Source organism: Cytophaga sp. FL35 (assembly GCF_014349235.1).
Lineage (GTDB): Bacteria > Bacteroidota > Bacteroidia > Flavobacteriales > Flavobacteriaceae > Euzebyella.
Window position 1 is genome coordinate 58,014 of sequence record NZ_JACSOH010000015.1, and the last position, 23,623, is coordinate 81,636.

Annotated in this window: 18 protein-coding genes; 10 read left to right on the forward strand and 8 right to left on the reverse strand. The window is 42.5% G+C overall.

Annotation, left to right across the window (positions count from 1 at the left end; genetic code table 11):
- Positions 1-16 precede the first annotated feature (16 nt).
- From BIZ36_RS13070 to BIZ36_RS13100, 7 genes are all read left to right on the forward strand, one after another.
- Positions 17-2,851, forward strand: a complete 2,835-nt coding sequence (locus BIZ36_RS13070; protein ID WP_187458351.1) for a DUF1553 domain-containing protein — start codon at positions 17-19, stop codon at positions 2,849-2,851.
- 39 nt (positions 2,852-2,890) lie between these two features.
- Positions 2,891-4,342: a DUF1501 domain-containing protein gene (locus BIZ36_RS13075; RefSeq protein ID WP_187458352.1), complete on the forward strand. Its 1,452-nt coding sequence runs from the start codon at positions 2,891-2,893 to the stop codon at positions 4,340-4,342.
- 183 nt (positions 4,343-4,525) lie between these two features.
- A complete protein-coding gene (locus BIZ36_RS13080; protein ID WP_187458353.1) occupies positions 4,526-5,692 on the forward strand; it encodes a DUF4198 domain-containing protein in 1,167 nt (388 codons plus the stop codon).
- 1 nt (position 5,693) lies between these two features.
- A complete protein-coding gene (locus tag BIZ36_RS13085) occupies positions 5,694-6,374 on the forward strand; it encodes a HupE/UreJ family protein (RefSeq protein WP_187458354.1) in 681 nt (226 codons plus the stop codon).
- A gap of 64 nt (positions 6,375-6,438) precedes the next feature.
- On the forward strand, positions 6,439-6,789 hold the full coding sequence (locus tag BIZ36_RS13090; protein ID WP_187458355.1) for a hypothetical protein: 351 nt from the start codon (positions 6,439-6,441) through the stop codon (positions 6,787-6,789).
- 110 nt (positions 6,790-6,899) lie between these two features.
- On the forward strand, positions 6,900-10,034 hold the full coding sequence (locus BIZ36_RS13095) for a SusC/RagA family TonB-linked outer membrane protein (RefSeq protein WP_187458356.1): 3,135 nt from the start codon (positions 6,900-6,902) through the stop codon (positions 10,032-10,034).
- 10 nt (positions 10,035-10,044) lie between these two features.
- On the forward strand, positions 10,045-11,502 hold the full coding sequence (locus BIZ36_RS13100) for a RagB/SusD family nutrient uptake outer membrane protein (protein ID WP_187458357.1): 1,458 nt from the start codon (positions 10,045-10,047) through the stop codon (positions 11,500-11,502).
- A gap of 75 nt (positions 11,503-11,577) precedes the next feature.
- Here BIZ36_RS13100 and BIZ36_RS13105 read toward each other — a convergent pair whose 3' ends face one another.
- The 6 genes from BIZ36_RS13105 to BIZ36_RS13130 all read right to left on the reverse strand — a co-directional run bounded on the left by BIZ36_RS13105 (position 11,578) and on the right by BIZ36_RS13130 (position 16,097).
- Positions 11,578-12,984 (reverse strand): hypothetical protein, encoded by a 1,407-nt coding sequence (locus BIZ36_RS13105; protein WP_222937386.1) that lies wholly within the window; start codon positions 12,982-12,984, stop codon positions 11,578-11,580.
- Entirely contained in the window at positions 12,884-13,675 is a 792-nt protein-coding gene (locus tag BIZ36_RS13110; RefSeq protein ID WP_187458358.1) for a TPM domain-containing protein, read from the reverse strand. Before BIZ36_RS13110 ends, BIZ36_RS13105 begins: the two co-directional genes overlap by 101 nt.
- Entirely contained in the window at positions 13,656-14,093 is a 438-nt protein-coding gene (locus tag BIZ36_RS13115; RefSeq protein ID WP_187458359.1) for a TPM domain-containing protein, read from the reverse strand. The genes BIZ36_RS13110 and BIZ36_RS13115 overlap by 20 nt, the downstream gene beginning before the upstream one ends.
- 3 nt (positions 14,094-14,096) lie before the next feature.
- A complete protein-coding gene (locus BIZ36_RS13120) occupies positions 14,097-14,696 on the reverse strand; it encodes a LemA family protein (RefSeq protein WP_187458360.1) in 600 nt (199 codons plus the stop codon).
- A 94-nt stretch (positions 14,697-14,790) separates the two neighbouring features.
- Complete coding sequence (locus BIZ36_RS13125) at positions 14,791-15,120, reverse strand: MerR family transcriptional regulator (RefSeq protein WP_187458361.1); 330 nt, start codon at positions 15,118-15,120, stop codon at positions 14,791-14,793.
- Complete coding sequence (locus tag BIZ36_RS13130) at positions 15,120-16,097, reverse strand: M23 family metallopeptidase (protein WP_187458362.1); 978 nt, start codon at positions 16,095-16,097, stop codon at positions 15,120-15,122. The genes BIZ36_RS13125 and BIZ36_RS13130 overlap by 1 nt, the downstream gene beginning before the upstream one ends.
- Before the next feature lie 101 nt (positions 16,098-16,198).
- Here BIZ36_RS13130 and alaS point away from each other — a divergent pair, with 101 nt between their 5' ends.
- The 3 genes from alaS to BIZ36_RS13145 all read left to right on the forward strand — a co-directional run bounded on the left by alaS (position 16,199) and on the right by BIZ36_RS13145 (position 20,490).
- Positions 16,199-18,811 carry an alanine--tRNA ligase gene (gene alaS, locus BIZ36_RS13135; RefSeq protein ID WP_187458363.1) on the forward strand — a complete coding sequence of 871 codons (2,613 nt, stop codon included), beginning with the start codon at positions 16,199-16,201 and terminating at the stop codon, positions 18,809-18,811.
- A gap of 29 nt (positions 18,812-18,840) precedes the next feature.
- Positions 18,841-19,803 carry a GSCFA domain-containing protein gene (locus BIZ36_RS13140; protein ID WP_187458364.1) on the forward strand — a complete coding sequence of 321 codons (963 nt, stop codon included), beginning with the start codon at positions 18,841-18,843 and terminating at the stop codon, positions 19,801-19,803.
- Between the two features lie 72 nt (positions 19,804-19,875).
- The gene (locus tag BIZ36_RS13145) at positions 19,876-20,490 is read left to right on the forward strand and encodes a DUF4230 domain-containing protein (protein WP_187458365.1); all 615 of its coding nucleotides are present in this window, start codon (positions 19,876-19,878) and stop codon (positions 20,488-20,490) included.
- Positions 20,491-20,497: 7 nt separating this feature from the next.
- Here BIZ36_RS13145 and BIZ36_RS13150 read toward each other — a convergent pair whose 3' ends face one another.
- Both BIZ36_RS13150 and BIZ36_RS13155 read right to left on the reverse strand, forming a co-directional pair.
- Positions 20,498-21,754 carry a glucuronyl esterase domain-containing protein gene (locus tag BIZ36_RS13150; protein WP_286174760.1) on the reverse strand — a complete coding sequence of 419 codons (1,257 nt, stop codon included), beginning with the start codon at positions 21,752-21,754 and terminating at the stop codon, positions 20,498-20,500.
- 30 nt (positions 21,755-21,784) lie between these two features.
- The gene (locus tag BIZ36_RS13155) at positions 21,785-23,548 is read right to left on the reverse strand and encodes an aromatic amino acid hydroxylase (RefSeq protein ID WP_187458366.1); all 1,764 of its coding nucleotides are present in this window, start codon (positions 23,546-23,548) and stop codon (positions 21,785-21,787) included.
- Positions 23,549-23,623 lie beyond the last annotated feature (75 nt).

Sequence of the window (23,623 nt, forward strand, 5' to 3'; positions counted from 1 at the left end):
AAAATTTGATTGATTTATGGAAAGTTTTGATTGGATACTTCAATTTCTTGGAAGACTACACCCCTTATTGGTGCATTTTCCTATTGGCTTATTGGTAGTGGCCCTGTTTTTGGAAATACTCACTTTAAACGGTAAAAGACCGGGTCTTCGTGAAGGTATTCGTTGGATGGTCATAATCGGTGCCATTTCGGCTATTTTATCTACCCTCTTTGGGTGGTTCTTGAAATCTCAAGATGACTATAGCGGAGATTTGGTCGATAAACATCAATATATTGGCATAGCGACAGCTGTTTTTTCCATCGCCGCATCAATTTTACTGCAACGAACCCTACAAGGAAAAATCAAAGATTTTAGCCTATACAGAGGCGTTTTGATGATCACGGTCATTTTACTGACCATCACAGGGCATTTAGGTGCCAACCTCACTCATGGGGAAGACTTTTTAACAGGTGTTTTGCCCGGTAACGAGGAAGGTTATGACGATAGTAAAGGGGTCGCTTTATTGGCCGAACTCAAGCAGGTAGATTCGTTGGACACCGCGCAGCAAGACCGTTTAAATTTAGAGGTAAGGGCCATTTTTGCCCATAACTGCTATCAATGCCACAGCCAGAACAAACAGAAGGGCGGTTTGGTTTTGGATAGCAAAGAGGGAGTTTTTGCAGGTGGCGAATCCGGCTTATCCGTAGTGGCTGGCAAACCGGAAGAAAGTGAACTTTTCCGGAGAATTACATTGTCTCCCAATCATGATGAAGTAATGCCCAAAAAAGGAAAAGTCTTAAAATCCAGTGAAATCAAATTGGTTGAAATGTGGATCAAGAACGGAGCCCATTGGTCAGACCAAACATTAAAAGTGTTTCCTGAGGCCGAATTGGCATTGAACATGCCTTCATTGCCAACTTCCGTGCAATTCCATCCTATAGACAAATTGGTTGACTCGTATTTTGAGGAAAAGGGGGCGGAATGGCCCCAAGAAGTAAATGACCACCTATTTGTACGAAGGGCGTATCTAGATATTGTCGGTTTGCTGCCATCAACCCAACAGATTGAAAAGTTTGTAAGTGATTCCGATTCTAATAAAAGGGAAGCTCTTATAGATTCCCTTTTGAACGATGAACACAATTATACGCAGCATTGGATCAGTTTCTGGAATGATTTATTGCGCAATGACTATAGTGGAACAGGGTTTATTACTGGGGGAAGAAAGCAGATTACCGACTGGCTTTATAATTCGCTACTTACAAATAAGGGTTATGACCAAATGGTAAGTGAATTGGTAAACCCGTCTGAGGCTTCCGAAGGCTTTATCAAAGGCATTGAATGGCGAGGTGTGGTCAACGCCAGCCAACGTACCGAAATGCAGGCCGCTCAAAATATAGGTCAATCTTTAATGGGTGTAAACGTAAAATGCGCCTCTTGCCATAATAGTTTTGTGAGTAATCTTACGTTGGAGCAATCTTATGGTTTTGCATCGATATTTGCCGATTCGGTTTTAGAATTGAACCGTTGCGACAAACCATTGGGTAGAATGGCCGAGGTTAACTTTCTGTACCCTGAATTGGGCGAAGTAGAGGGCGAAAGCCTAGAAGAACGGCTGTTGAACTTGGCGAAAGTAATGGTGCAGCCCGATAATGGCCGCTTGTACCGAACCATAACCAACAGAATTTGGCAAAGACTAATGGGCCGTGGTATTATTGAACCTCTAGATGAAATGGATAATGAACCATGGAATGGGGACTTACTCGATTGGCTTGCCGCCGATTTTATTGAATCAGGTTATGATTTGAAGCATTTGATCAAGCAAATAATGACTTCCAAAACGTACCAATTGCGTGCGGCGAAGTATGATAAAATAGAAGATGTAAAATCTGATTATGTCTTTAACGGGCCGATTGTTAGACGCTTAACTGCCGAGCAGTTTTCCGATGCGGTGAGTCAAATCGTATTTCCGGTATACCATACGGTGGAGTACGACCCTACACATGCTGAATTGAAAGCGAAGCGAGTATGGCATAGAGAGGTCAAGTTTGACCGCGACGTGCTTCCCGAGCCAGGCAAAAGGTATTTTCGTAAAACATTTAGTTTGTCCGGTGGTACTGTTTCCGAAGCGACGGCTTTACTGTCTGTCGACCATTCCTATGTGCTATATGTAAATGGTGAAAAAATTGCTTCCGGAAATGATTGGAAAAGGGTTGGCAAATATGATGTGACCCAATTTTTAAAATCAGGAAAAAATGTGATTGCTATCGAAGGAGAAAATGAAGGAACCATCGCCAACCCGGCAGGTGTGTTGTTCTCTATGAAAGTAAAATTCGATAAGGGTTCAGAAGTTCAAATTGATTCCGATACATCTTGGAAAAGCTTTGGGACCATTCCTAGTGATGGATGGACCGATATCAATTTTGATGATACTTCATGGGGTGAGGCCAGAAACTATGGCAGTGCCAATTGGGGTAAATTGGTCAATTTCAATTTCAATGATGAAAATGGGGAGTTCGCAAGAGCCAGTTTGGTAAAGCAACACCCGTTCATGAAAGCATTGGGTAGGCCAAGTCGCGAAAATGTTGCTACAACGAGGGATGATAATGCCACTTTATTACAAGCCTTGGAACTTACGAATGGGGAGTTTTTCAATGGAGTGTTAGAGGAGGGTGCCGAACGGTGGCTGCAAGCGTATGATAAGGATAGTCAGAAAATAGTAGACAATCTATACCAACAATCTTTCGGTAGAAATCCCTCTGAAGAAGAAAGTGAATTGTTGATGGGCATTCTAGGGCAGAATGCCAGTAAAGAAGGTTTGCAAGATGTATTTTGGTCTACGTTGGTCTTACCAGAGTTTCAGTTTATCAATTAAAGATAGTAATGGATTTTTCGCATATAAAGTTTGAGAAAGATGAAAGAGAATAATACAAGACGAGAGTTCATTAAGAAAATGTCGGCAGCCAGTTTGGCGGCATCCGCTACGAGTATTCCCTTAACAAGTTTTTTGAGCTCTTGTTCAAAAGGCCCCTCTTCCATGCCATCAACGGCAGATACGGTCATTCTCCTTTGGATGGCAGGCGGTATGGCCCACACCGAAACATTTGACCCGAAGGCCTACGTGCCTTATGAAAAGGGGGTAGAGAGTAAAAGGGTCTTAAGTACTTTTCCAAAAATACCCACGGTGGTCGATGGCCTGCATTTTTCTAAGGGGCTGGAATCTATTGCTGGGGTAATGGATAAAGGTGCCATAATTCGGTCTTATAAATCGGCTGATTTAGGCCATATTCTGCATACCCGGCATCAGTATCATTGGCATACTTGTTATGAACCGCCACAATCGGTACAGGCACCTCATATAGGAGCATGGATAGCTAAAGAATTAGGGCCGGTCAATCCTGTTATTCCTCCTTTTATAGCGATGGGGCAGCGTTTTACGGTGGGTGAGGCGGAAGAACTAAAAGCGTTTCATTCCGCAGGGTTTTTGGGCACCGAATTTGGTCCGTTTTTAATACCCGACCCGGCGGGCGGACTTGACAGCGTGCGCCCCCCAAAAGGAATGTCATTGAAACGTTTCGAAGCCCGTTATAAGCTTTATAAAGAGTTGACCAATAAAAGTTCGTTCATGCAAGAGGGCAGCGATTATCAAAAAGAATCCCTTATGCGCTCAATGGAGCAATCATACCGTTTATTGAACTCCCCGGAGGCAAAGGTTTTTGATTTGTCAGAAGAACCCAAAGAGGTGTACGATACTTATAATACAGGAAGATTTGGACTTGGCTGTCTTCTGGCAAAGCGGTTGGCCCAAAATGGGGGTAGGTTTATCAGTGTTTCTACTGAATACGAGCCTTTTTTAGGATGGGATACACACGAAAATGGACATACCCGAGCCAAAAAAATGAAGGAGTTGATCGATAGGCCCATTGCCCAGTTGGTGAAGGATTTGGATCAAAGCGGACATTTGGATCGCACGTTGATTATTTTGGCCAGTGAGTTTAGCCGTGATGCCATTCTAGAAGGAAGACCGGGTGAAAAAGTAAAAGACCAGGTGGATCAGCCTGATATCATCGAAGATGAAAAATTCTTCGGAATGCACCGTCATTTTACAGATGGCAGTTCGATTCTTTTATGGGGCGGCGGTATTGAAAAAGGCTTGGTATATGGAAAAACCGCTGATGAAAGACCTTGTTCTTCCATAGAAAATCCGGTGGTCATCGATCAAGTACATCAATCCATTTATCACGCCTTGGGTATACACCCTGAAACGGAGTACACAATCGAAGGTAGACCGTTTTACACAACCCCAGATGGTCACGGCAAGCCTATTTTGGATTTGTTTGGGAAACCACTGGGAAAAAGCACTTGATGATTTGTGTTATCGTTTTTTGATTAATGTATAGAAATCACACTTTCCTAAATTCTTATTGCGGGCAATAATGTTAAAATCCCGAATAAATGTTACTTAATCGATAGAAGACAGCTAGATTCAGGTTTTTGTATATTTTTGGAAGGCGAGTCTGTTTTGACTTGTTTTACGAGAACCAGCCATATGAAAAAGAAAATTTTTGCCCTCCTGGTCTTAGCGGCCATTTTTTTAAGCCATGATATGTATCTTAAGTTAGATACATTCTTTTTAGAACCCAATACATCAGCTACCATTCAACTTTTTAATGGAACTTTTGATAAAAGCGAAAACGTTATCGATCGTGACCGAATGATCGATGCAAGTCTTTTAGGGAATGGGGAGCGCTTTAAAGTTGCTGAAAATCAATGGAGCGAGAAGGACAGTATTACCTTTTTGAACTTTAAGACCGGGGAAGCTGCCACTTGGGTGGCCGGTGTTTCTACCAAGCCTAGAAATATTGAAATGGATGCCGAGGCTTTTAATGGGTATCTACGTCATGATGGAGTTTTGGATATGCTTAAATGGAGGGAAGAAAATGATGCGCTTGATAAGAACGCGGTTGAGAAATATTCCAAGCATGTAAAAGCTATTTTTCAAGTAGGAGATAAAACTTCAGACGATTGGAAAACCGTTCTTGGTTACCCTATCGAATTTATTCCCCTGAGCAATCCGTATGAGAAGCATACAGGAGATCAACTAGAGGTGAAATTATTGTTCGGTGGAAAACCTTTGGCCAACCAATTGGTGTACGCGAATTATAAAGTGACCGAAAATCATCATTCCCACTCGGAGGAAGGGCACGGACATTCCCATGAGAGTTCTGGTCATAGCCATGAAGATGAGGCTCATTCTCATGATGATGGGGAAGCGCATACGCATAAAGAAGAAGTGCGTAGTCACGATGGTGGTAAAACCCATTCCCATGAAAAGGAAGAAGCTGGGCATACCCACAGTCATGATGGCGGTGAACCACACTCACATGAAGAAGAAGAGCACAAAGATGACCATGTGCATACGGAGGGGCAACAACTGCGAACAGATGCGAACGGAAATATTACTGTAGACCTTGCCGCTGATGGTATCTATTATTTAAGAACGATTCATCTGGCACACTCTGATGAAGAAGGGCTAACACACGAAAGTAACTGGGCAACCCTGACTTTTGAAGTAGTACACGGCCACAGCCAAGAAGAAGATGCTCATGCCCACTCGCACGCAGAAGAAGACGAATTCCCTTCGTATATTTTTTGGATAGGCAGCTTGCTGATTATAGGTGGATTGTTTTGGTGGTTCAACAAGAAAAAGGAATAGGATGAAACCCCAACAAAATTTTATTCTATCTCTTTCCCTGTTTCTATTTCCAGTCTTATTAATGGCGCATGGGGTAAGTTCTGGTGATCAGGCCATTTTAGATGAGGGAGGCTTGTTTTCCTATATTTATGTGGGGTCCAAACACATGCTTACGGGCTACGATCACTTGCTTTTCTTGGCAGGGGTTATTTTCTATCTCAAAGGCTTTAAAGACATTCTAAAGTTTATTACCGTTTTTACCTTGGGCCACAGTATTACCTTAATCGGTGCCACGTATCTGGGGGTAAAGGCCGATGAACATCTAATCGATGCGGTAATTGCTCTCAGTGTTCTGTATAAAGGGTTTGAAAATCTAGGAGGTTTTGAAGAGAAATTGGGCATCAAGTCGCCTAACCTATTATTGATGGTTTTCATGTTTGGATTAATTCATGGTTTTGGCCTTTCTACAAGGCTACAGTCTTTCGATGTGGGTTCAGAACAGTTTTTGGCTAAAATCGTTTCCTTTAATGTAGGGGTGGAACTGGGTCAAGTACTGGCTTTGATACCAATTGTTTTTCTCATCACCCAATGGCAGGGAAAAAGAAGTTACGATGCTTTTTATAAAGCTGCCAATTTTTATCTGATCATAGCGGGTGTGGGCTTGTTTGTTTATCAAATGTACGGGTATTTCAATGGGCATTAAGACTGCAACATATTCGTATTGCTTGAAAAGAAAATGTTCTCTTTGGACGGTACAATTTTGTCTTGTGGGCGTTATACTGTTGATGTTCGCCAGACCTCTATTACCGATAGTCGATTATTTTCAGAATTACGATTACATTGTAAATGTGCTTTGTGAAAACAAAGAAAAGCCCTTGATAAATTGTAACGGGAAGTGTTACTTGTCCAAACTGTTGGCCGAAGAAGCGGAGGATGAAAGCAACCCTTTTTCGGAAAAGCTCTCGAAATATGAAATTCCGTTACTACTTCATGAAGACGAATTTGCGCAAGTGAGTTTTGAACCGAAGCACAAAAAAACCTTCGGAGATTTGGTCATGACCGGCGGTATTCTATACTCCCTCGACTTGACCCGCCCCCCTGAAGCTAGCCTTATCTAAAACTACAGAAGCAGTAAGATGTTGCTGCCAAAAGGTTCAATTTTTATTGAAGCATAATATTCCAAATACGTGGCTAAGCTTTATATGTCCTAGTCAAAAACAAATTTTATATGATACCAAATTATTTGACCTCAAAAGATAAGGTCATTTCGCTTTGTGCCGTACTTCTTATGGCATGCGCGTCTACGGGTCTGGTTTATGCCAATCCGGAAATCATTCCATCTAACGTAAAGGTGGTGCAAAATCAAATTAGTGGTACTGTTTTTTCCGAAGATGGAATGCCCCTAGCTGGTGCCAATATCGTAGAAAAGGGTACTAGCAATGGCGCCTTGACCGATTTTGACGGGAACTTTACGCTTTCCGTACCTGAAAATGCGATCTTGATTGTTTCGTACCTGGGTTTCACAACCCAAGAAATTAAAGTGAACGGGCAAACTACCTTGCAGATTATGTTGGCTGAAGACGCCACGGGACTCGATGAGGTGGTAGTTACGGCCTACGGAACTACTAATAAGAGAAGCTTTACCGGATCGGCAACCAAAGTAGCCACAGAAACATTGAGCCGTACAGCAGCGGCCAGTTTTGAGACCTCCCTTCAAGGCAGTGTATCCGGGTTAAATGTCTACACTACCGGCCAGCCCGGTGGTAGTTCCAGCGTACAGATTAGAGGGGTTGGTTCTATCAATGGTCTCACCCAACCACTATACGTGCTCGACGGGGTGGTCATTAATACCGATAACAACTCTAGAATTGGCGGTAACGGGGCGGTGAATAGCCTGAATCCCTTATCGACCATGAATACTTCCGATATTGAGAGTATAACCGTTTTAAAGGATGCCGCCGCTGCTTCGCTTTACGGGTCTAGAGCAGCTAATGGGGTAGTGGTCATTACCACCAAAAAAGGTAAAAAAGGAGAAACGGAACTGACACTTAGTTCAGAATTCGGACTAACCCGAAACCTTACGAAAGAAGAGACCATCAGCAACCAACAGTTCAAAAATCTTTGGGAAGAAGGTCAATTGCATCAGTACATTCAGAACAATGAGAATGGGGAGTTCAGTAGGGTGTACAATAATGGAACGCTCTACAACCAGTATTTGGCCATGGCGCAGGCAGATTATACCGCGGTCTATGGCAACGAACTAAGAAATTCAGATTGGTTGGATGCTATTTATCAAACAGGTTCGATTCAGAAATACAATCTTTCCGCTCGAGGCGGAAACGACAAAACCAAATTCTATATTTCGGGCGATGTGCTTGATCAAGAAGGAACCATTATCCGTTCAGGGTATAAACGCTATTCCGGAAGGCTTAATTTGGAAAACAAGGCAAAGGATTGGCTCACCATCGGGGCTAATTTATCCGTGGCAAAATCAGAAAGAAATACGGGTCAATATGACGGTTCATACGCCGGCGGACTCAATCCGTTATACATGGCAAGGGTATTGCCGCAAGCAGCCGCTATCTACGACCCAAATGGTTATGAGGGTATTGCAGATTTGCCCAACGATATTGAGAAAAATGCCAACCCCATAGGGGTTATTGAAGTAGGTGAATACGATAACAACGAGGTAAGGGTGAGAGGTGATGTCTTTGCGGAATTCTTTATTTATGACGGACTGAATTTTAAAACAACCTTTGGTATCGACCATCAATCCAATGAAGAATCGTTATATGATAACAAGGAATTTGGTGCCGGTGGCGGTGTTTGGAACGGGGTGCTCTATGTGGCCCAGGGCGATGTATTTCAATACACCACTTCCAATCTATTAACCTATAACAAGCAGTTTGGCAAGCACGGTGTAGGCGCCCTTTTAGGTGTGGAACAGCAAGAATCTAAAATGAAGTCCATACGCAACGCTGGCTATGATGTTTTGGATAGTGATTTGCTATCTTCCAGTAGTTTAGGTTCCCTTTGGTCGTGGTCCGGCTATTCTGAGAACTATTCCCTCTTGTCTTATTTTTCAAGGTTTAATTACGACTTTGATCAAAAATATTTCCTTTCTGCAAGTTACAGACGAGACGGTTCTTCCCGTTTTGGAAAGGATAGCCGTTGGGGTGGTTTTTGGTCGGTTTCCGGGGGATGGATTCTTACCGAAGAGGAATTTTTACAGAATGATGTGCTCAACTACTTGAAATTACGAGGAAGTTACGGTACCAATGGAAACCTTCCTCCTGACTTTTATGCGCATTTGGCCTTCTTTAATTCCGATGGGCTAGGGTATGGAGGTTCTTCAGGTTTAACTTACGGGCAACTCGCCAATCCGGAACTGTCTTGGGAACAGAGTAAGAATTTTAATGTGGGGGTGGACGCCGTTGTTTGGAATAAGCTCAATCTTACTGTTGAATATTTCTCAAAACAAACGGAGGACTTGTTATTGAACATTCCGGTTTCGTCTACTACAGGTTTCAGCAATCAATTGCAAAATTTTGGGGAAATGAAGAATACCGGCTGGGAAGTTTCATTGGGCTTGAATGCCATTGCTCAAGAAAATTTTTCTTGGGATACGCGTTTGAACTTGACCATGCTTTCCAACGAAATCACCAAATTAAAAGGGGATTTGACGCCGAGTTACAATGCCACCAATGGGCAAGACCCAACTATTATAAAGGTGGGTGAAAGTCTAAACTCTTTTTATGTAAGAGATTATGCAGGGGTGAACCCAGAAAACGGATTGGCACAGTACTTCGTGCTTGAAAACGGAGAGAGAACCGGTGCAATAACCACTAATGCTGAGGAGGCTGGTTTTGGCGTTTTTGGTAAGGCATTGCAAGATGTGCAGGGCGGTTTCTATAACCAATTGACGTACAAGAATCTTTCTTTAGATTTCCTTTTTACTTTCGGAATTGGGGGTGAAGCATATGACCGTACCGCCTTTAAGAGGGATGATGACGGTTTTGCGCCACAGTTTACAAATACCAGGGCACAATTGAACCCTTGGAACCCTAACAATACCAATGCTACGGTGCCCATCAGAATTAATGGCAACCCTACCTTTTCCAATGACGTTTCTACTAGGCATTTGTATAGCGCCGATTATCTGAAGCTTAGAAATGTAAAGTTGAGCTATCGCCTGCCTAATTACGGACTGCTTCAAGGTGGCTCCGTATATGTGCAGGGTGATAACCTGTTATTGTTCACAGAGCTGAGCGATTATGATCCAGAAGCTATTTCCAACGGTGTCAACTTCTTTCAAACGCCTACAGCTACCAGTGTTGTATTAGGGGTTCAATTAAAATTTTAAAGAAAAAGAAATGAAATATTCTAAATATACAAAGAGCCTTCTTTTAATGTGTGCGGTGTTTGTCTTTCAAGCATGTGATGAAGAGGTGCTTACCCAAACGCCCGACCATGTGATATCCGAAGATTTGGTGACCAATTCCGTAGAAAAACTACAAAGTTTGTTAACCGGGTCTTACAATGAAATTTCTACGGGAAATTATATCGGAAGGGTGTTATATAAGCGCGCAGCGGTAAAAAGTCCGGATTTTAGGTTTGTAAAGACTATTTACGATCCTAGGGATTATGAGCAGACCGAATACCGTTACGAAGAAAGTAGCAATAACAACGGGAGTGCAGAATTACTTTGGTTGCAATGTTACAAGGTCATTGGTAACCTAAATTTAATTCTTGATAATATCGACGATGCCGAAGGAAATGATGATGTACGTCAGCAAGTAAAAGCTGAGGCTTTGGGATTACGCGGAATGGTCTATTTTGATTTGGCACGCACCTTTTGTTACCCTTGGGCCAAGGAGCAGGGCAGTGCTCAAGGGCTTCCCTTGAAATTGAACTCAGAGGAAGTGGTCATAGAGCGTAGCAATTTAGAAGCGACCTACGCCCAAATTATAGCTGATCTTAATTCATCTTTAGGCATAATCAATGCCGATACCGATATTCAGGGCAGTACGAAGTACATCACCCAATTAGGGCTGAATGCGCTTTTGGCCAGAGTTTATTTGTATAAGCAAGATTACACCAATGCCCTCACCGAAGCGCAAGAGGTTTTTGCGGTTAAGGGCGAAAATGATTTGATGGATGTGGACAGTTATGTCTTTAATGACTATACCTCTGAATCACTTTTTGAAATGAGTGTGGAGAGCGAAAATTCGGTAGGGAGTAACGGTCTGGGTGCCCAGTTCGATTTTAGGGATGGCGGCCAAGGCGATGTTATAGCTACCCAAACATTTGTAGACTTGCTAGAAGAATACACAGGAGACCCTAGGGCCTTGCTGCTCACCGAAGATAAAGAAGGAACCAATGCCCAATTTGTGAAGTATATCAACCGGGAAGGTGGTGCCGGACTTAGTATTCATAACATTCCGATTATCAGGTTGTCTGAGATTTATTTGATTGCAGCAGAGGCTTGCGCCAATGGCGCGGGAGGTGGTGATACCGAAGCCTTGACCTATTTGAACACCCTGATTGCCAAACGCACCACTGATTTTGCAACCCATGAGGCTACTGAAACCGGGGAAGCACTAAAAGAGCGAATAGCTTTGGAGAGGCGTAAAGAATTGGCCTTGGAAGGTCATGGGGTTTACGACTTTATTAGAACAGGCCAAAATATCGTTCGACCAGAAACGGATCACGTCAACACCGGTATTAATGTCAATAATTTAAATGCCGATGCTTTTGCTCCCAAAACTATCTATCCTATACCGGCAAGCGAAATTGAAGCCTCCGGGATGGTGCAGACCGAGGGTTACTAGAATTTAAAATCTTAGAAAAGTTGAAAATGCGGAGGCGAAAGCTTCCGCATTTTATGTTCTATCTGCTGAATTCACCTAATCCAATATATCAAAAACGGCTACCGCTACTTTCCCTGTTTTTAAAATGGTGCTGCCCTCATAAAGGCTGGTCCAGGCAAAAACAAGTTGATTTTCAATAAGCGTCATTTGTGGAAAGCCGGTTTTCCGGGAGGCGTCCAAAGCCGCTATGGTCATGGCAGCGGATTTCTTACCATTACGGTTAACCCGCATGGCTTTAATAAAGGTTTTGTCATTGGAGGTTTCCATCCAACTAACCACGGCATTTTCTTCATCCAATAAAACCACATCTACGCGGCCTAAGGGTTGGAGACCACTTACTTTAATGGGCATATCAAAATCTTCCCCGTTGTTTTGTGAGAAGCTTAATTTGACTTCCGGTTTTTCATTGGCAGCGGTGTACCAAGCAACCACCAAATGATTATCTAAGGCAGCTACTTTTGGTCCGTTAACGGGGCAACCATGAATTTTCCAGTTGTCATCAAAAATAGGTTTTGGTTCTGTCCATTCACCATTTATCCTTCGGGTGATGACAATATCCCTTACCTCTTCATCACTGCGGTCGCGGTACAGCACTACCGGTCCGTTTTCGGTCATGGCCGCGGTGGTCTGGCAGCAACTACAAGTCTTTGGGTCGAGCAAGGTGGGCTCCGACATTTCTCCATTGGCAGAAACAATAGCAGAACGGAGGGTCATATTGCCTTCGTGATGCTGATGACCTTCCTGTTCTTTATCATCGTTATCTTTGGCAGTTTCCCTACCATCCAACCAAGTAAGAAAAAAGCTGTCGGTTTGATACGGAAGGGCGGTTACAAAACCATGTTCCGTAGGTGTACCATCTGTATGCAATTCGTTTTGTGCCAACCATTTTTGCCCGTCGTGCTGACGTAATCTTAAATGGATGTCATAGGCAAAAGTGGCGGGTGCCGATTTCTTTAAGTAGTGGGCCAAAAGATGACCATTGTTTTCGGTAACCATGGGATAATCGGCCCAATTCACGAACCAATTGCTTCCGGATAGCACTTCGGAGGGTTGACTCCATTGTCCATTATCAAAGAAGGAAAATTTAAGTTTACTGGTAGAATCGTTAATAGTTTCCACCCAAGAAAGCAAAGTTCTTTCCTTGCCGGTGTATAAGTGGGGTAATGCAGTATTTTTTCCACCGGGAAATGGAATCTCCGTTAGGATGTCAACTGCCGGTTTTTCGGTTTCTTTTTTCTCTTCATCCTTGCAGGAAGGAAAAATTAGTAGTAGAAATGTAAGCAATAAAAGTGGCCACTTTTTCATGTTCGTAAAAGTAACTCTTTCATAAATGGAAAACCAGTTACCATCCGCCGGAAGCACCACCACCGCCAAAGCCTCCTCCACCAAAGCCGCCGCTAAATCCGCCACCGAAACTACCTCCAGAACCTCCACCAAATCCACCGGAACCTGAACTTCTTCCCATGTTACTCAGGATGATCATATCCCAAATATCGAGTCCGCCAGAGCGTTTTCCGCCATTTCGGCCACCACCACGCTTATTTCGGTTGGACAGAATGACCAAGATGATAAAAAAGATGATAAAAGGAAGCAGGGCTTCAAAAGGAAAACCTTTTTGGTTATCAAAATTTCGGTCTTCCTTAAATTCGCCGGTCAGCACTTGAAAAATGGCATCGGCACCTTGGTCTAATCCACCGTAGACATCGGCATTTTTGAATTGGGGTACGATTACACTTTCAATGATGCGTCTAGACATCGCATCTGTTAGGCTTCCTTCTACTCCGTACCCGGTGTTAATAGCAATCCGCCTATCATCTTTGGCCAATAAAATAAGTATCCCGTTGTCTTTTCCGGCTTGGCCAATACCCCATTCATGACCCCATTGGGCGCCCAAATAATTAATGTTTTCGCCTTGCGTACTGCTAATAATCGCTACCACAATCTGGGTGGAGGTACTATCTGAATAGCGAATCAGTTTTTCCTCCAATGCCTTTTGCTGCCCTTGCTGCAGCAAGTCTATGTAGTCATAAACGCTGGTTTCCTTGGTGGGTTTTTCCGGAATTTCAAATTGCGCATGACCCCATGAAAAGCAACACAGAAAGAGCAGAAAAAAGCTAGCCTTTTGAAATCTCATCACTAAGTTCGTTTTTGTCATCCTGTTGCCAAGGAAAATGCACTTTCAGTTCGTGGCCGGCCTTTAGTATACCTTCTACAAGCCCCTGTTTGAATTCCCCCTTTTTAAAGTGTGATTGAATGGTGTCTTTGGTAGTATTCCAAAAGCCTTTGGGTACGACATTATCTATACCTTTATCCCCACAGATTGCGAATTTTCTATCGTTTACGGCCACATAAATGAGCACGCCGTTGTTGTCCTTGGTATTATCCATTTTTAATTGATGGAATACCTCTTTGGCGCGCTCCATGGCTTCCAATCGGGTATGGGCTTCCAAGTGTACCCTAATTTCACCAGAGGTACTGTTTTCGGCCTCAATAATGGCCTGCACTACCTCTTTTTCCTCTACTGACGTTAGAAAGTCCTCAACTCGAGACATAGGCTAGTTAAACTCAAAGTTCACGTCTGGAGCTTGTTCTGCTCCCGCTTCTGCCTTAAAGTAAGCTAGTTCATCAAAGTTGAAAATTCCTGCCAAGATGGAGTTAGGGAATTTCTTTATATGAAGATTGTACGGCTCTACCGTTGCATTAAAACGGTCACGGGCCACATTAATTCGGTTCTCAGTTCCTTCTAATTGCGATTGTAGTTCCAAAAAGTTCTGGTTCGCTTTTAAATCAGGGTATCGCTCCACGGTAACCAAAAGTTTGTTCAAGGCTCCGCTTAGTCCACTTTGCGCCTGATTGAACTGCGCTAACTGCTCTGGGGTAATATTAGTAGGGTCAATATTGATGGAGGTAGCCTTGGCACGGGCCTCAATGACCTCCGTCAAGGTGCTACGCTCAAAATCTGCCGCTCCTTGTACGGTTTTAACCAAATTGCCGATTAAGTCGTTTCTGCGTTGGTAGGCACTTTCCACATTGGCCCAAGTTTTGGTTGAAGTTTCTTTAAGGGCTATAGCGGTGTTGTTAAAACCAACGGCCCACTGGTAAATACCAAATGCAATAACACCCAATACAATGAGTGCGATCAATCCTTTTTTCATGATGCTAGTGTTTTAGAAAATTATAGTGAATAGTTACGGTTTCGCAAAGCGGATTTTTTTCTTTTGACCATAGGACGTCAATTGAAACAAATAGTTACAATTGCTCTTTTATTTTAATGAGCTCTGCCTTTATCCGTTCCAATTTGTCTATGATTTCAAAGTTGTCCAGGGTTTTTTGACGGTTCTCCTTCAGATGCGTCTTGGCGCCTTCCAAGGTGAAACCACGCTCTTTTACCAAGTGGTATATTAGCTTGAGATTGTCAATGTCCTGAGGCGTAAACTTACGGTTGCCCTTGGCATTTTTTTTGGGCTTGATGGCATCGAATTCTTTCTCCCAAAAACGGATCAAGGAAGTATTTACCCCAAAGGCCTTGGCCACTTCGCCAATTCCATAGTATCTTTTTTCAGGTAGTTCTATCTGCATTAATCGAGAGATTGATTTTCTTGTGCGGCGTATTTGAGCATGTTCTCAAATTCTTCTGCCGTTAAACTTCCGTAATAGAAATTAATGGGATTGATGCGTTCTTCGTCCTTCCAAACTTCATAGTGTAAGTGAGGTGCTTCCGAACGGCCCGTATTGCCCACAAAACCGATAAGGTCTCCGCGTTTCACTTTTTGGCCCTTCTCAACATTGTACTTGCTCAAATGACCATACAGCGTCTTGTAGCCATAGCCGTGGTCAATGCGAATGTGCTTACCATAACCCGATGAACCATTGTCTGCCCTAATTACCTTACCGTCTCCCGGAGCGTAGATAGGCGTGCCCTTGGGTGCGGAAAAGTCCATACCACGGTGCATTTTTCGCGCCTTCGTAAAAGGATCGGAACGCCACCCGAAACCGGAAGCCATTCTTTTTAAATCCTCGTTCTTTACCGGTTGTATGGCAGGTATGGCCATCAAAAGTTTTTCCTTTTCTTCGGCCAGTTTGGTAATCTCATCCAAAGATTTGGACTGTATGGCCATTTGCTTTTTAATGATATCCAATCGCTTGGTAGTCGCGGTAATCATTTCAGAGTTGTTAAAGCCTTCCAAAGACTTATATCGGTTCACCCCACCAAAACCGGCACGCCTTTGTTCCTCAGGAATCGGGTTGGCCTCAAAGTACAGGCGATAAATGTTGTTGTCTCGATCTTCGATATTCGCCAATACCTCTTCAATTTGGCCCATTTTACGGTTCAAAAGGTCAAACTGTAGCTCGTAATTTTTTACCTCACGCTGCAGGGAGAGCTCTCTGGGCGTATTGATAAGGTTGGTGTTCATAAGAAGCACAAGGGATAGCAATCCAAAGAGAAAAGAACCCAATATGAATAAAGCGATGTTACGGTAGCGCCTCGATTTTTTGGGCTCTATTTTCCGGTACGAAAGCGTATCGGGGTCGTAATAATACTTTACTTTAGACATGTATCTATTTTATCCTATTTTTGTGGCGTTTTGGCGTAACAAACAAATATAAAAATTGTTTTGTTTATAACGTTAAAATTACAAAAACCTTATAATTTCTTATGACTTCAAAAGAGACCCGAAAAAGATTTCTTGATTTTTTTGTTGATAAAGGACATAAAATAGTGTCTTCAGCGCCCATGGTAATCAAAGATGACCCAACGTTGATGTTTACCAACGCGGGTATGAATCAATTTAAGGAATTTTTTCTGGGAAACAGCATTGCCAAAAATACACGTGTAGTAGACACCCAAAAATGTTTGCGGGTGAGCGGTAAACATAATGATTTGGAGGAAGTAGGGAAGGATACCTACCACCATACCATGTTCGAAATGCTGGGCAACTGGAGTTTCGGCGATTACTTTAAGGCCGAAGCCATCAAATGGTCTTGGGAATTGCTTACCGAAGTTTTTAAAATTGATAAGGATAGCCTCTACGTTTCGGTTTTTGAAGGAAGTGATGATGACGGACTTTCCTTGGATAAGGAAGCTTTTGATCTTTGGAAGGCCATTGTGCCCGAGGATCGAATTATCATGGGCAATAAGAAGGATAACTTTTGGGAAATGGGCGATCAAGGTCCCTGCGGACCGTGCTCTGAAATTCACGTAGATATCCGCTCCGCTGAAGAAAAGGCGAAAGTTCTAGGGGCCTCCTTAGTGAATGCCGACCACCCCCAAGTGGTAGAAATCTGGAATTTGGTATTTATGCAGTACAACCGCAAGGCGGATGGCTCCTTGGAATCATTACCTGCCAAACACGTGGATACGGGAATGGGCTTTGAACGTCTTTGCATGGTCTTACAAGGAGTTCAATCAAACTACGATACGGATGTTTTCAAACCTATCATAAGGGAGATAGAGACCATTACCAATCACAAATACGGGAAGAACGAAGAAACTGATATTGCCATCAGGGTCATTGCTGATCATATTCGTGCGGTTTCTTTTTCCATAGCAGACGGACAATTGCCCAGTAACACAGGTGCAGGATATGTCATTAGAAGAATTTTGAGAAGGGCTATTCGGTACGGATTCACCTTTTTAGATACCAAAGGTCCGTTTATATACCGTTTGGTGAATGTACTTACCGATTCCATGGGAGAAGCTTTTCCGGAGTTGAAGGATCAAAAACAACTGATTGAGAACGTCATTAAGGAAGAAGAACATTCCTTTCTAAATACCTTGGAACAAGGTCTGGTGCTTTTAGATCAAGTTATCGCCAATACCAAAGATAAGAAAGTGGATGGACGTAAAGCTTTTGAGCTCTATGATACGTACGGATTCCCGATAGATTTAACGGCTCTCATTCTATCCGAAAAAGGATATTCCTTGGATGAGGCTGGGTTCAATGAGGCCATGCAGGAGCAGAAAAACAGGTCAAAATCGGCCTCTGAAGTTGCGAAGGAAGATTGGGTGGTTTTGTCCAAAGATTTGGAGCAGGAATTTGTGGGATACGATACGCTCGAGGCTGATGTTCGCTTGGTGAAATACCGAAAGGTGACTTCCAAAAAACAGGGAGAACAGTTTCAATTGGTTTTCAATCTTACCCCTTTTTATGCCGAAGGTGGCGGTCAGGTAGGGGATAAGGGCTATTTGGAAGAGCCTAATGGCGATGTGATTTACATCATTGATACGAATAAAGAAAACAATGAAATTGTACATTTCACTAAAAGCCTTCCCAAGAATTTAAATGAAAGGTTAAAGGCCGTAGTAGATAAAAAACAGCGACAGAGAACCGAGGCCAACCATACGGCTACCCACTTGTTGCATCAGGCACTACGCGAAATTTTAGGTACACATGTAGAACAAAAAGGCTCTGCGGTACATTCTAAATATTTGCGATTTGATTTCTCCCATTTTTCCAAATTGACATCGGATGAGCTGCGGGAGGTAGAAAATTTTGTGAATGCCCGTATCGATGGACAATTGCCATTTGAAGAACGTCGCAATGTACCAATGAAAGAGGCTATGGAGTCGGGTGCCATGGCCCTTTTTGGAGAAAAGTATGGGGATACCGTTCGTACCGTTAAATTTGGTCAATCCATTGAATTATGTGGTGGTACCCACGTTAAAAACACGGCGGATATCTGGCATTTTAAGATTAAGTCAGAAGGTGCCGTGGCCGCAGGTATTCGAAGAATTGAAGCGATAACTTCGGATGCGGTAAAGGATTTTTATACCGAAAACCATCAGATGCTTACCGAAATAAAAGATTTGTTGAACAATGCCCAAGACCCTGTAAAATCTGTTGCTTCTTTGCAAGAGGAGAACTCCAGATTAAAAAAGGAAGTGGAGCAGTTGTTGAAGGACAAAGCCAAAAACCTGAAAGGGGAATTGAAAAACGAGTTACAAGAAGTAAACGGAGTACAATTCCTGGCCAAAAAAGTAGACTTGGATGCTGCGGGCATTAAAGACCTGTCTTTTGAAATGGGAAGCAATATGGAGAACCTTTTTCTTTTATTCGGTACCGAACAAAGTGGAAAGGCATTATTGTCCTGCTACATTTCTAAAAACTTGGTAGCCGAAAAAGAACTGAATGCCGGAACCATTGTTCGTGAATTGGGTAAATTCATTCAAGGTGGCGGTGGTGGTCAGCCTTTCTTTGCCACTGCGGGTGGTAAAAATCCGGCAGGGATAGAAGAGGCACTTAGCCAGGCCAAGACGTATATTTCATAAATATATTGGTAGTGCTGAATATGGACTAAATGAAACTCCAAACCCAAATTCCATTAAAAAAAGCAGATGTTCCCATTGACTATCAGAGTCAAATCCTACTATTGGGAAGCTGTTTTTCAGAGAATATGGGAGAAAAGATGGCTTACCATCAATTTCAGCATTTGAGAAATCCCTTAGGCATTCTTTTTCACCCGCTGGCGATTGAAAATTTACTTAATAGGGCAAAAAATCTAGTGTCCTTTTTACCAGACGAACTCTTTGAACATAATGGTTTGTGGCATTCGTATGAAGCGCATTCTTCCCTGGATTCGGAGAATATGAAGGAGGTCTTAGGTCAACTAAATACTGCCGTTAAGGAAACCAATGATTTTCTAAAAACCGCAAGCCATTTAATTCTAACCTTCGGAACGGCTTGGGTATATCGTCATAAAGAGTCGGGGAAAGTGGTGGCTAATTGCCATAAAGTTCCTCAACGAGCATTTGATAAGGAGTTACTTTCGGTTGCTGAAATAGTTCAGAGTCTTGAAAATTGTATCCGTTTGGTTCAGGAAGCTAACCCAGCTGTAGAAGTAATACTGACCATTTCCCCTGTACGTCATTTAAAAGATGGTTTTGTGGAAAATCAGCGAAGCAAATCTCATTTAATTACGGCCGTTCATGAAGTGATTTCAAAAAATGCAGGTGGGTATAGCGGCGTTTCCTATTTTCCCAGTTATGAAATTCAGATGGATGAGCTACGGGATTACCGTTTTTATAAAGAGGATATGGTACACCCCAACGCTTTGGCAGTTTCTTATATCTGGGAAAAATTTAAGGAAGTTTGGATGGCTCAAGATGTCCATAAAATCATGGACGAAGTTGCTCAAATACAGAGGGGTTTGGCTCATAGGCCTTTTCAACCTTTATCTCAGGAACATCTGAAGTTCAAAGAAAAACTACATGAAAAAATAGCCAGGCTACAAGAACGCTTTCCCTTTATGGATTTTGCTTGATTTCTACTTTTTATATCCGGTTTTGGTACGCAAATTGTTTTCAGAAATCGGAATCTATTGTAACTTCCAATTATGAAAAAGATACTTTTAGGAGCTATTTTGGCCTTGGCCTGTGTTTTCATTATTAGGACTTGCGCCGATGATAAGAACGAGAAATCCATTCTTCAAGAAAACTCCATGCTTATTCAGCAACAAATTGAAAATGTTTCCAAGTTAATCGTTACGGAAGGTCATTTTGCCGAAGTGTACAATTACAAAGATTCAAAAATGTTGTTCGGGCCTTTAATTTCAGCCGAAAAAAAAGCTTTGGTCGTAGTAAATGCCGATGTGACTGTGGCTTATGACCTAAGCAAAATTGATTTTGAAGTAGACGAAGCCTCCAAAACCTTGTTCATCAAAACCATTCCGGAACCGGAAGTAAGAATAAATCCGGATTTTGAATACTATGATGTAACATCGGACTATCTAAATATGTTCGATGCCTCTGATTATAACAAAATCAAAAAAAATGTAAGGGCCTCCTTAATGAATAAAATTGAGCAATCGTCCTTAAAGAAAAATGCTCAAAACCGTTTATTGAGCGAACTCCAAAAGTTCTACATCTTAACCAATTCCATGGATTGGAAACTGGTTTACAAAAACGAACCAGTGAACGAAAATCTACCAGAACTCATTTTTAAGGATTAATTTTTATTTAAGGCAAAAATGTCTTTGCCCACGTCATGTATTGTTCCCAATCATAATCCGTTACGTCATGTTTACCGGTTCGAATGTGGTAGGCAACAGTATGCTGAACAGGCTTGTTTACTTCAGGAAAATCCGCTGTATCTATTCCGCTTTTTCCATATAATTTATAGACGCTTGAGGCATAGTGGGCAGAGAGAAATTCTCCTCTTGGATCGGCCCAAGTATCCTCCGCTGCACTGGCAACATAGAGCGGTCTAGGTGCGATCAAGGCCAATAATTGATGCTGGTCTACCGGAAGGGTTCGTTCATTGTTGTTGTATTTTTTAAAACTATCTGCAAACCAATGCGGAAAAGAAGTATTGATTTTCTCCACGGTTTCCCCAAATCTACGTTTGCTGAGCGCAGCCCCACCACAACCGGAATTGTTGCTAATAACACCTGCAAAACGCTTGTCCGTTGCACCTGCCCAAAGCGCGGCCTTTCCTAAACGGGAATGCCCAAATACGATTACGTTGGAAATATTGGCATCGTTTTCCAAGTAATCCATGGCCTTGCTCAAGCCAAACGCCCAGGCAGAAATACTGCCCCATTCATTGGTTTTGGGCTGGGTTTGTTCTTCCCGGTAGAATAAGGGATGAACGCCATCGCTAAAGTCGTTTTTGTCCGGGTCAACTTCCCCATAGTAAATAGTGGCCAGTCCAAAACCATTATCAAGCATTTTTTCAATGGCCCATCGATGCGTACGGATACCCCTTGTTCTTTCCGACGCCTTATGGTCCGTTATGCCGAAAGCTTCATTATTTGCTACCCATGCCTTGGTAATGGGTACTTCCGGGTCATTGGTGACGGTATGGTTGCCGTAAAAGTTGTATCCCAAGAACACAGGCGCTGTTGGATTCTTTTTCGGTAGATAGATTAAAATGTTGTAAGTAACACTCTTTTTGTTCTTCTTTAAAGTAATCGCTACCTGCTTTCTGCGAGCCTTGCCGTTGTATGCCTTATTGTTTTCTTCAATGAGCTTGTAGCTGTATTCATCCAATCTTCCTGGAACCTTACCATACACCTGTTTTTCAAAAAACTGCAGTATTTCATAGCGTCTATTTTCTTCCCATTCTTTTTCAGTGGTGATCGGGTTTCCGCTAAAGGACGTCATTAAATCCGGCAAGGTGAATTTGGGAACCTGGGTCTCATCATAATTAGTATTTCCTTGCGCAAAGCCCATACAACTTATAAATAGTAAAACGAGGGTAATTTGAATTTTCATTGGTCTATTGGGTAGGGTTGGTTATTTGGTTTATGAACTGGTTGTTTTCTGAAAACTTTTGACAACCAAATCCAGACCATCGTCAATTAAATGGCCCACTGTGGGTTTTTCAAGTTTTACGTTCTCTAGATGTTCCTTTATTTCCTTAGCAAAATCTGTGTCGCCATTGGAGGTTGCCAATTCGTATAGCTCAACCGATAAAAGCCAATCGGTAGGAAAATTTTCCTTGACTTCCTCAAATACTTTGTGTCTGGAGATAGTTTTGTTTTTTCCTTCCCTAAAATGCCTTACTTGCTCATAATAGGATTCTAACTGTGTTTGCTTATGGTTTTCCTTGCTTTTGGGCGGAGTGGCCGATAATTCATGACTACTGAGGTCAAAACTTTGAAAGTCGGCTATTCCATGAAAGGCCGAAACTACTTCTTGCCCCACGGCCATGCTATAGAGTTCATCTTGCGACTCAAAAAGCGTTTTGTCTTTGTGTTTTACGATACAGTTTCTAAAGGTCACTAAGATAATTTCACCTTGAAGGTTTCGCGTACCGGTGATAATTTCCCCAGAAATAGTGATGTCACCTTCAAACTCCAAGGAAACAGTTTGCCCTTCAAAGATAGTATAGGCTTTCAGGTCTCTTGGGCTCATGTCCTCAATTGCAATGTTAATGCCTTTTAATTTTCCCAAGGGAGAGCCAAAACCATTGTAATGCCTTTTGGTACTGTGACCCACCAATTCTTTCTCGCGGAAGGATAAAGCTGTTTTTCCTTTGGTCTGTACATAAACCGGTTTTCCGTTGTGCTCAATAACACTTTCAAAATTACCGGATATTTGAAGTCCCGTGCTCAATTCAATCGTTCCCAATTCTTTGGAGTCGATCAATTTTTTAATACCCGATAACCCTCCGGTTCTTAAAGCCATGGTATTGGCAAAATCCTCCAAAACCTGACTTAAAAAAGCGAAATTGGGGGTAACAAAAAGTTGAGGTTGCGGTTGTGTTATATCAAAGGAAGTATAGGCCGCTTCAAGGGAGTAAGGCACTTTTTTAACCTTGTCCGTCATACACCAAGCGCTTTCCCCAATGGATGAAAGTAATCCCGCACCATAGATTTGAGGTCGTTCCACTTCTCCAATGAGACCATATTCTACCGTCCACCAATGCAGGTTTCGAATAAGGGCCATTTCACTTGGTTCGCCCATATTTTGCTGTAGCTCTTCAATTTTCTGTTCGGCTTCCTTAATTTCCTTCTCCGGTGTATCAGCAGCTTCCTTAATGATAGATAAATGCCTAACGGCCTCGTACAGTTCATAATCCTTCGCGTTGGAAATAGCCTTGCATCCTATTTCACCAAAACGTCTGAGATATTCGGCATATTCGGGATTGGCGATAATAGGTGCATGTCCCGCGCCTTCATGAATAATATCCGGAGCAGGGGTGTATTCTATATGTTTAAGCTGTCGAATGTCCGAAGCGATCACAAGCACATTATAAGCCTGAAATTCCATAAAGGCAGCCGGAGGGATAAAACCGTCAACGGCCACCGCCGCCCAGCCAATTTCCTTCAAAATCCGGTTCATACCGTACATATTGGGAATATGGTCAATGGAAATTCCTGTCTTTTTTAATCCCTCTAAATAACTATTGTGGGCAACTTTACTTAGGTAATCGACATTTTTGCGCATTACATAGCGCCACACTGCCTGATTAATGGCCGTATAGTCGCTATAATTCTGAGGTTTTATATACTGCCTCAAATGTTTGGGGAGCTTTTCTAAAACAGGATTGCTTTCATAGGTCATATGAACGGTCTTTACACAAAGTTACAAAATGCGGATTTACTGATTCATTGTAATTTTATCATACAAAAATGCCCT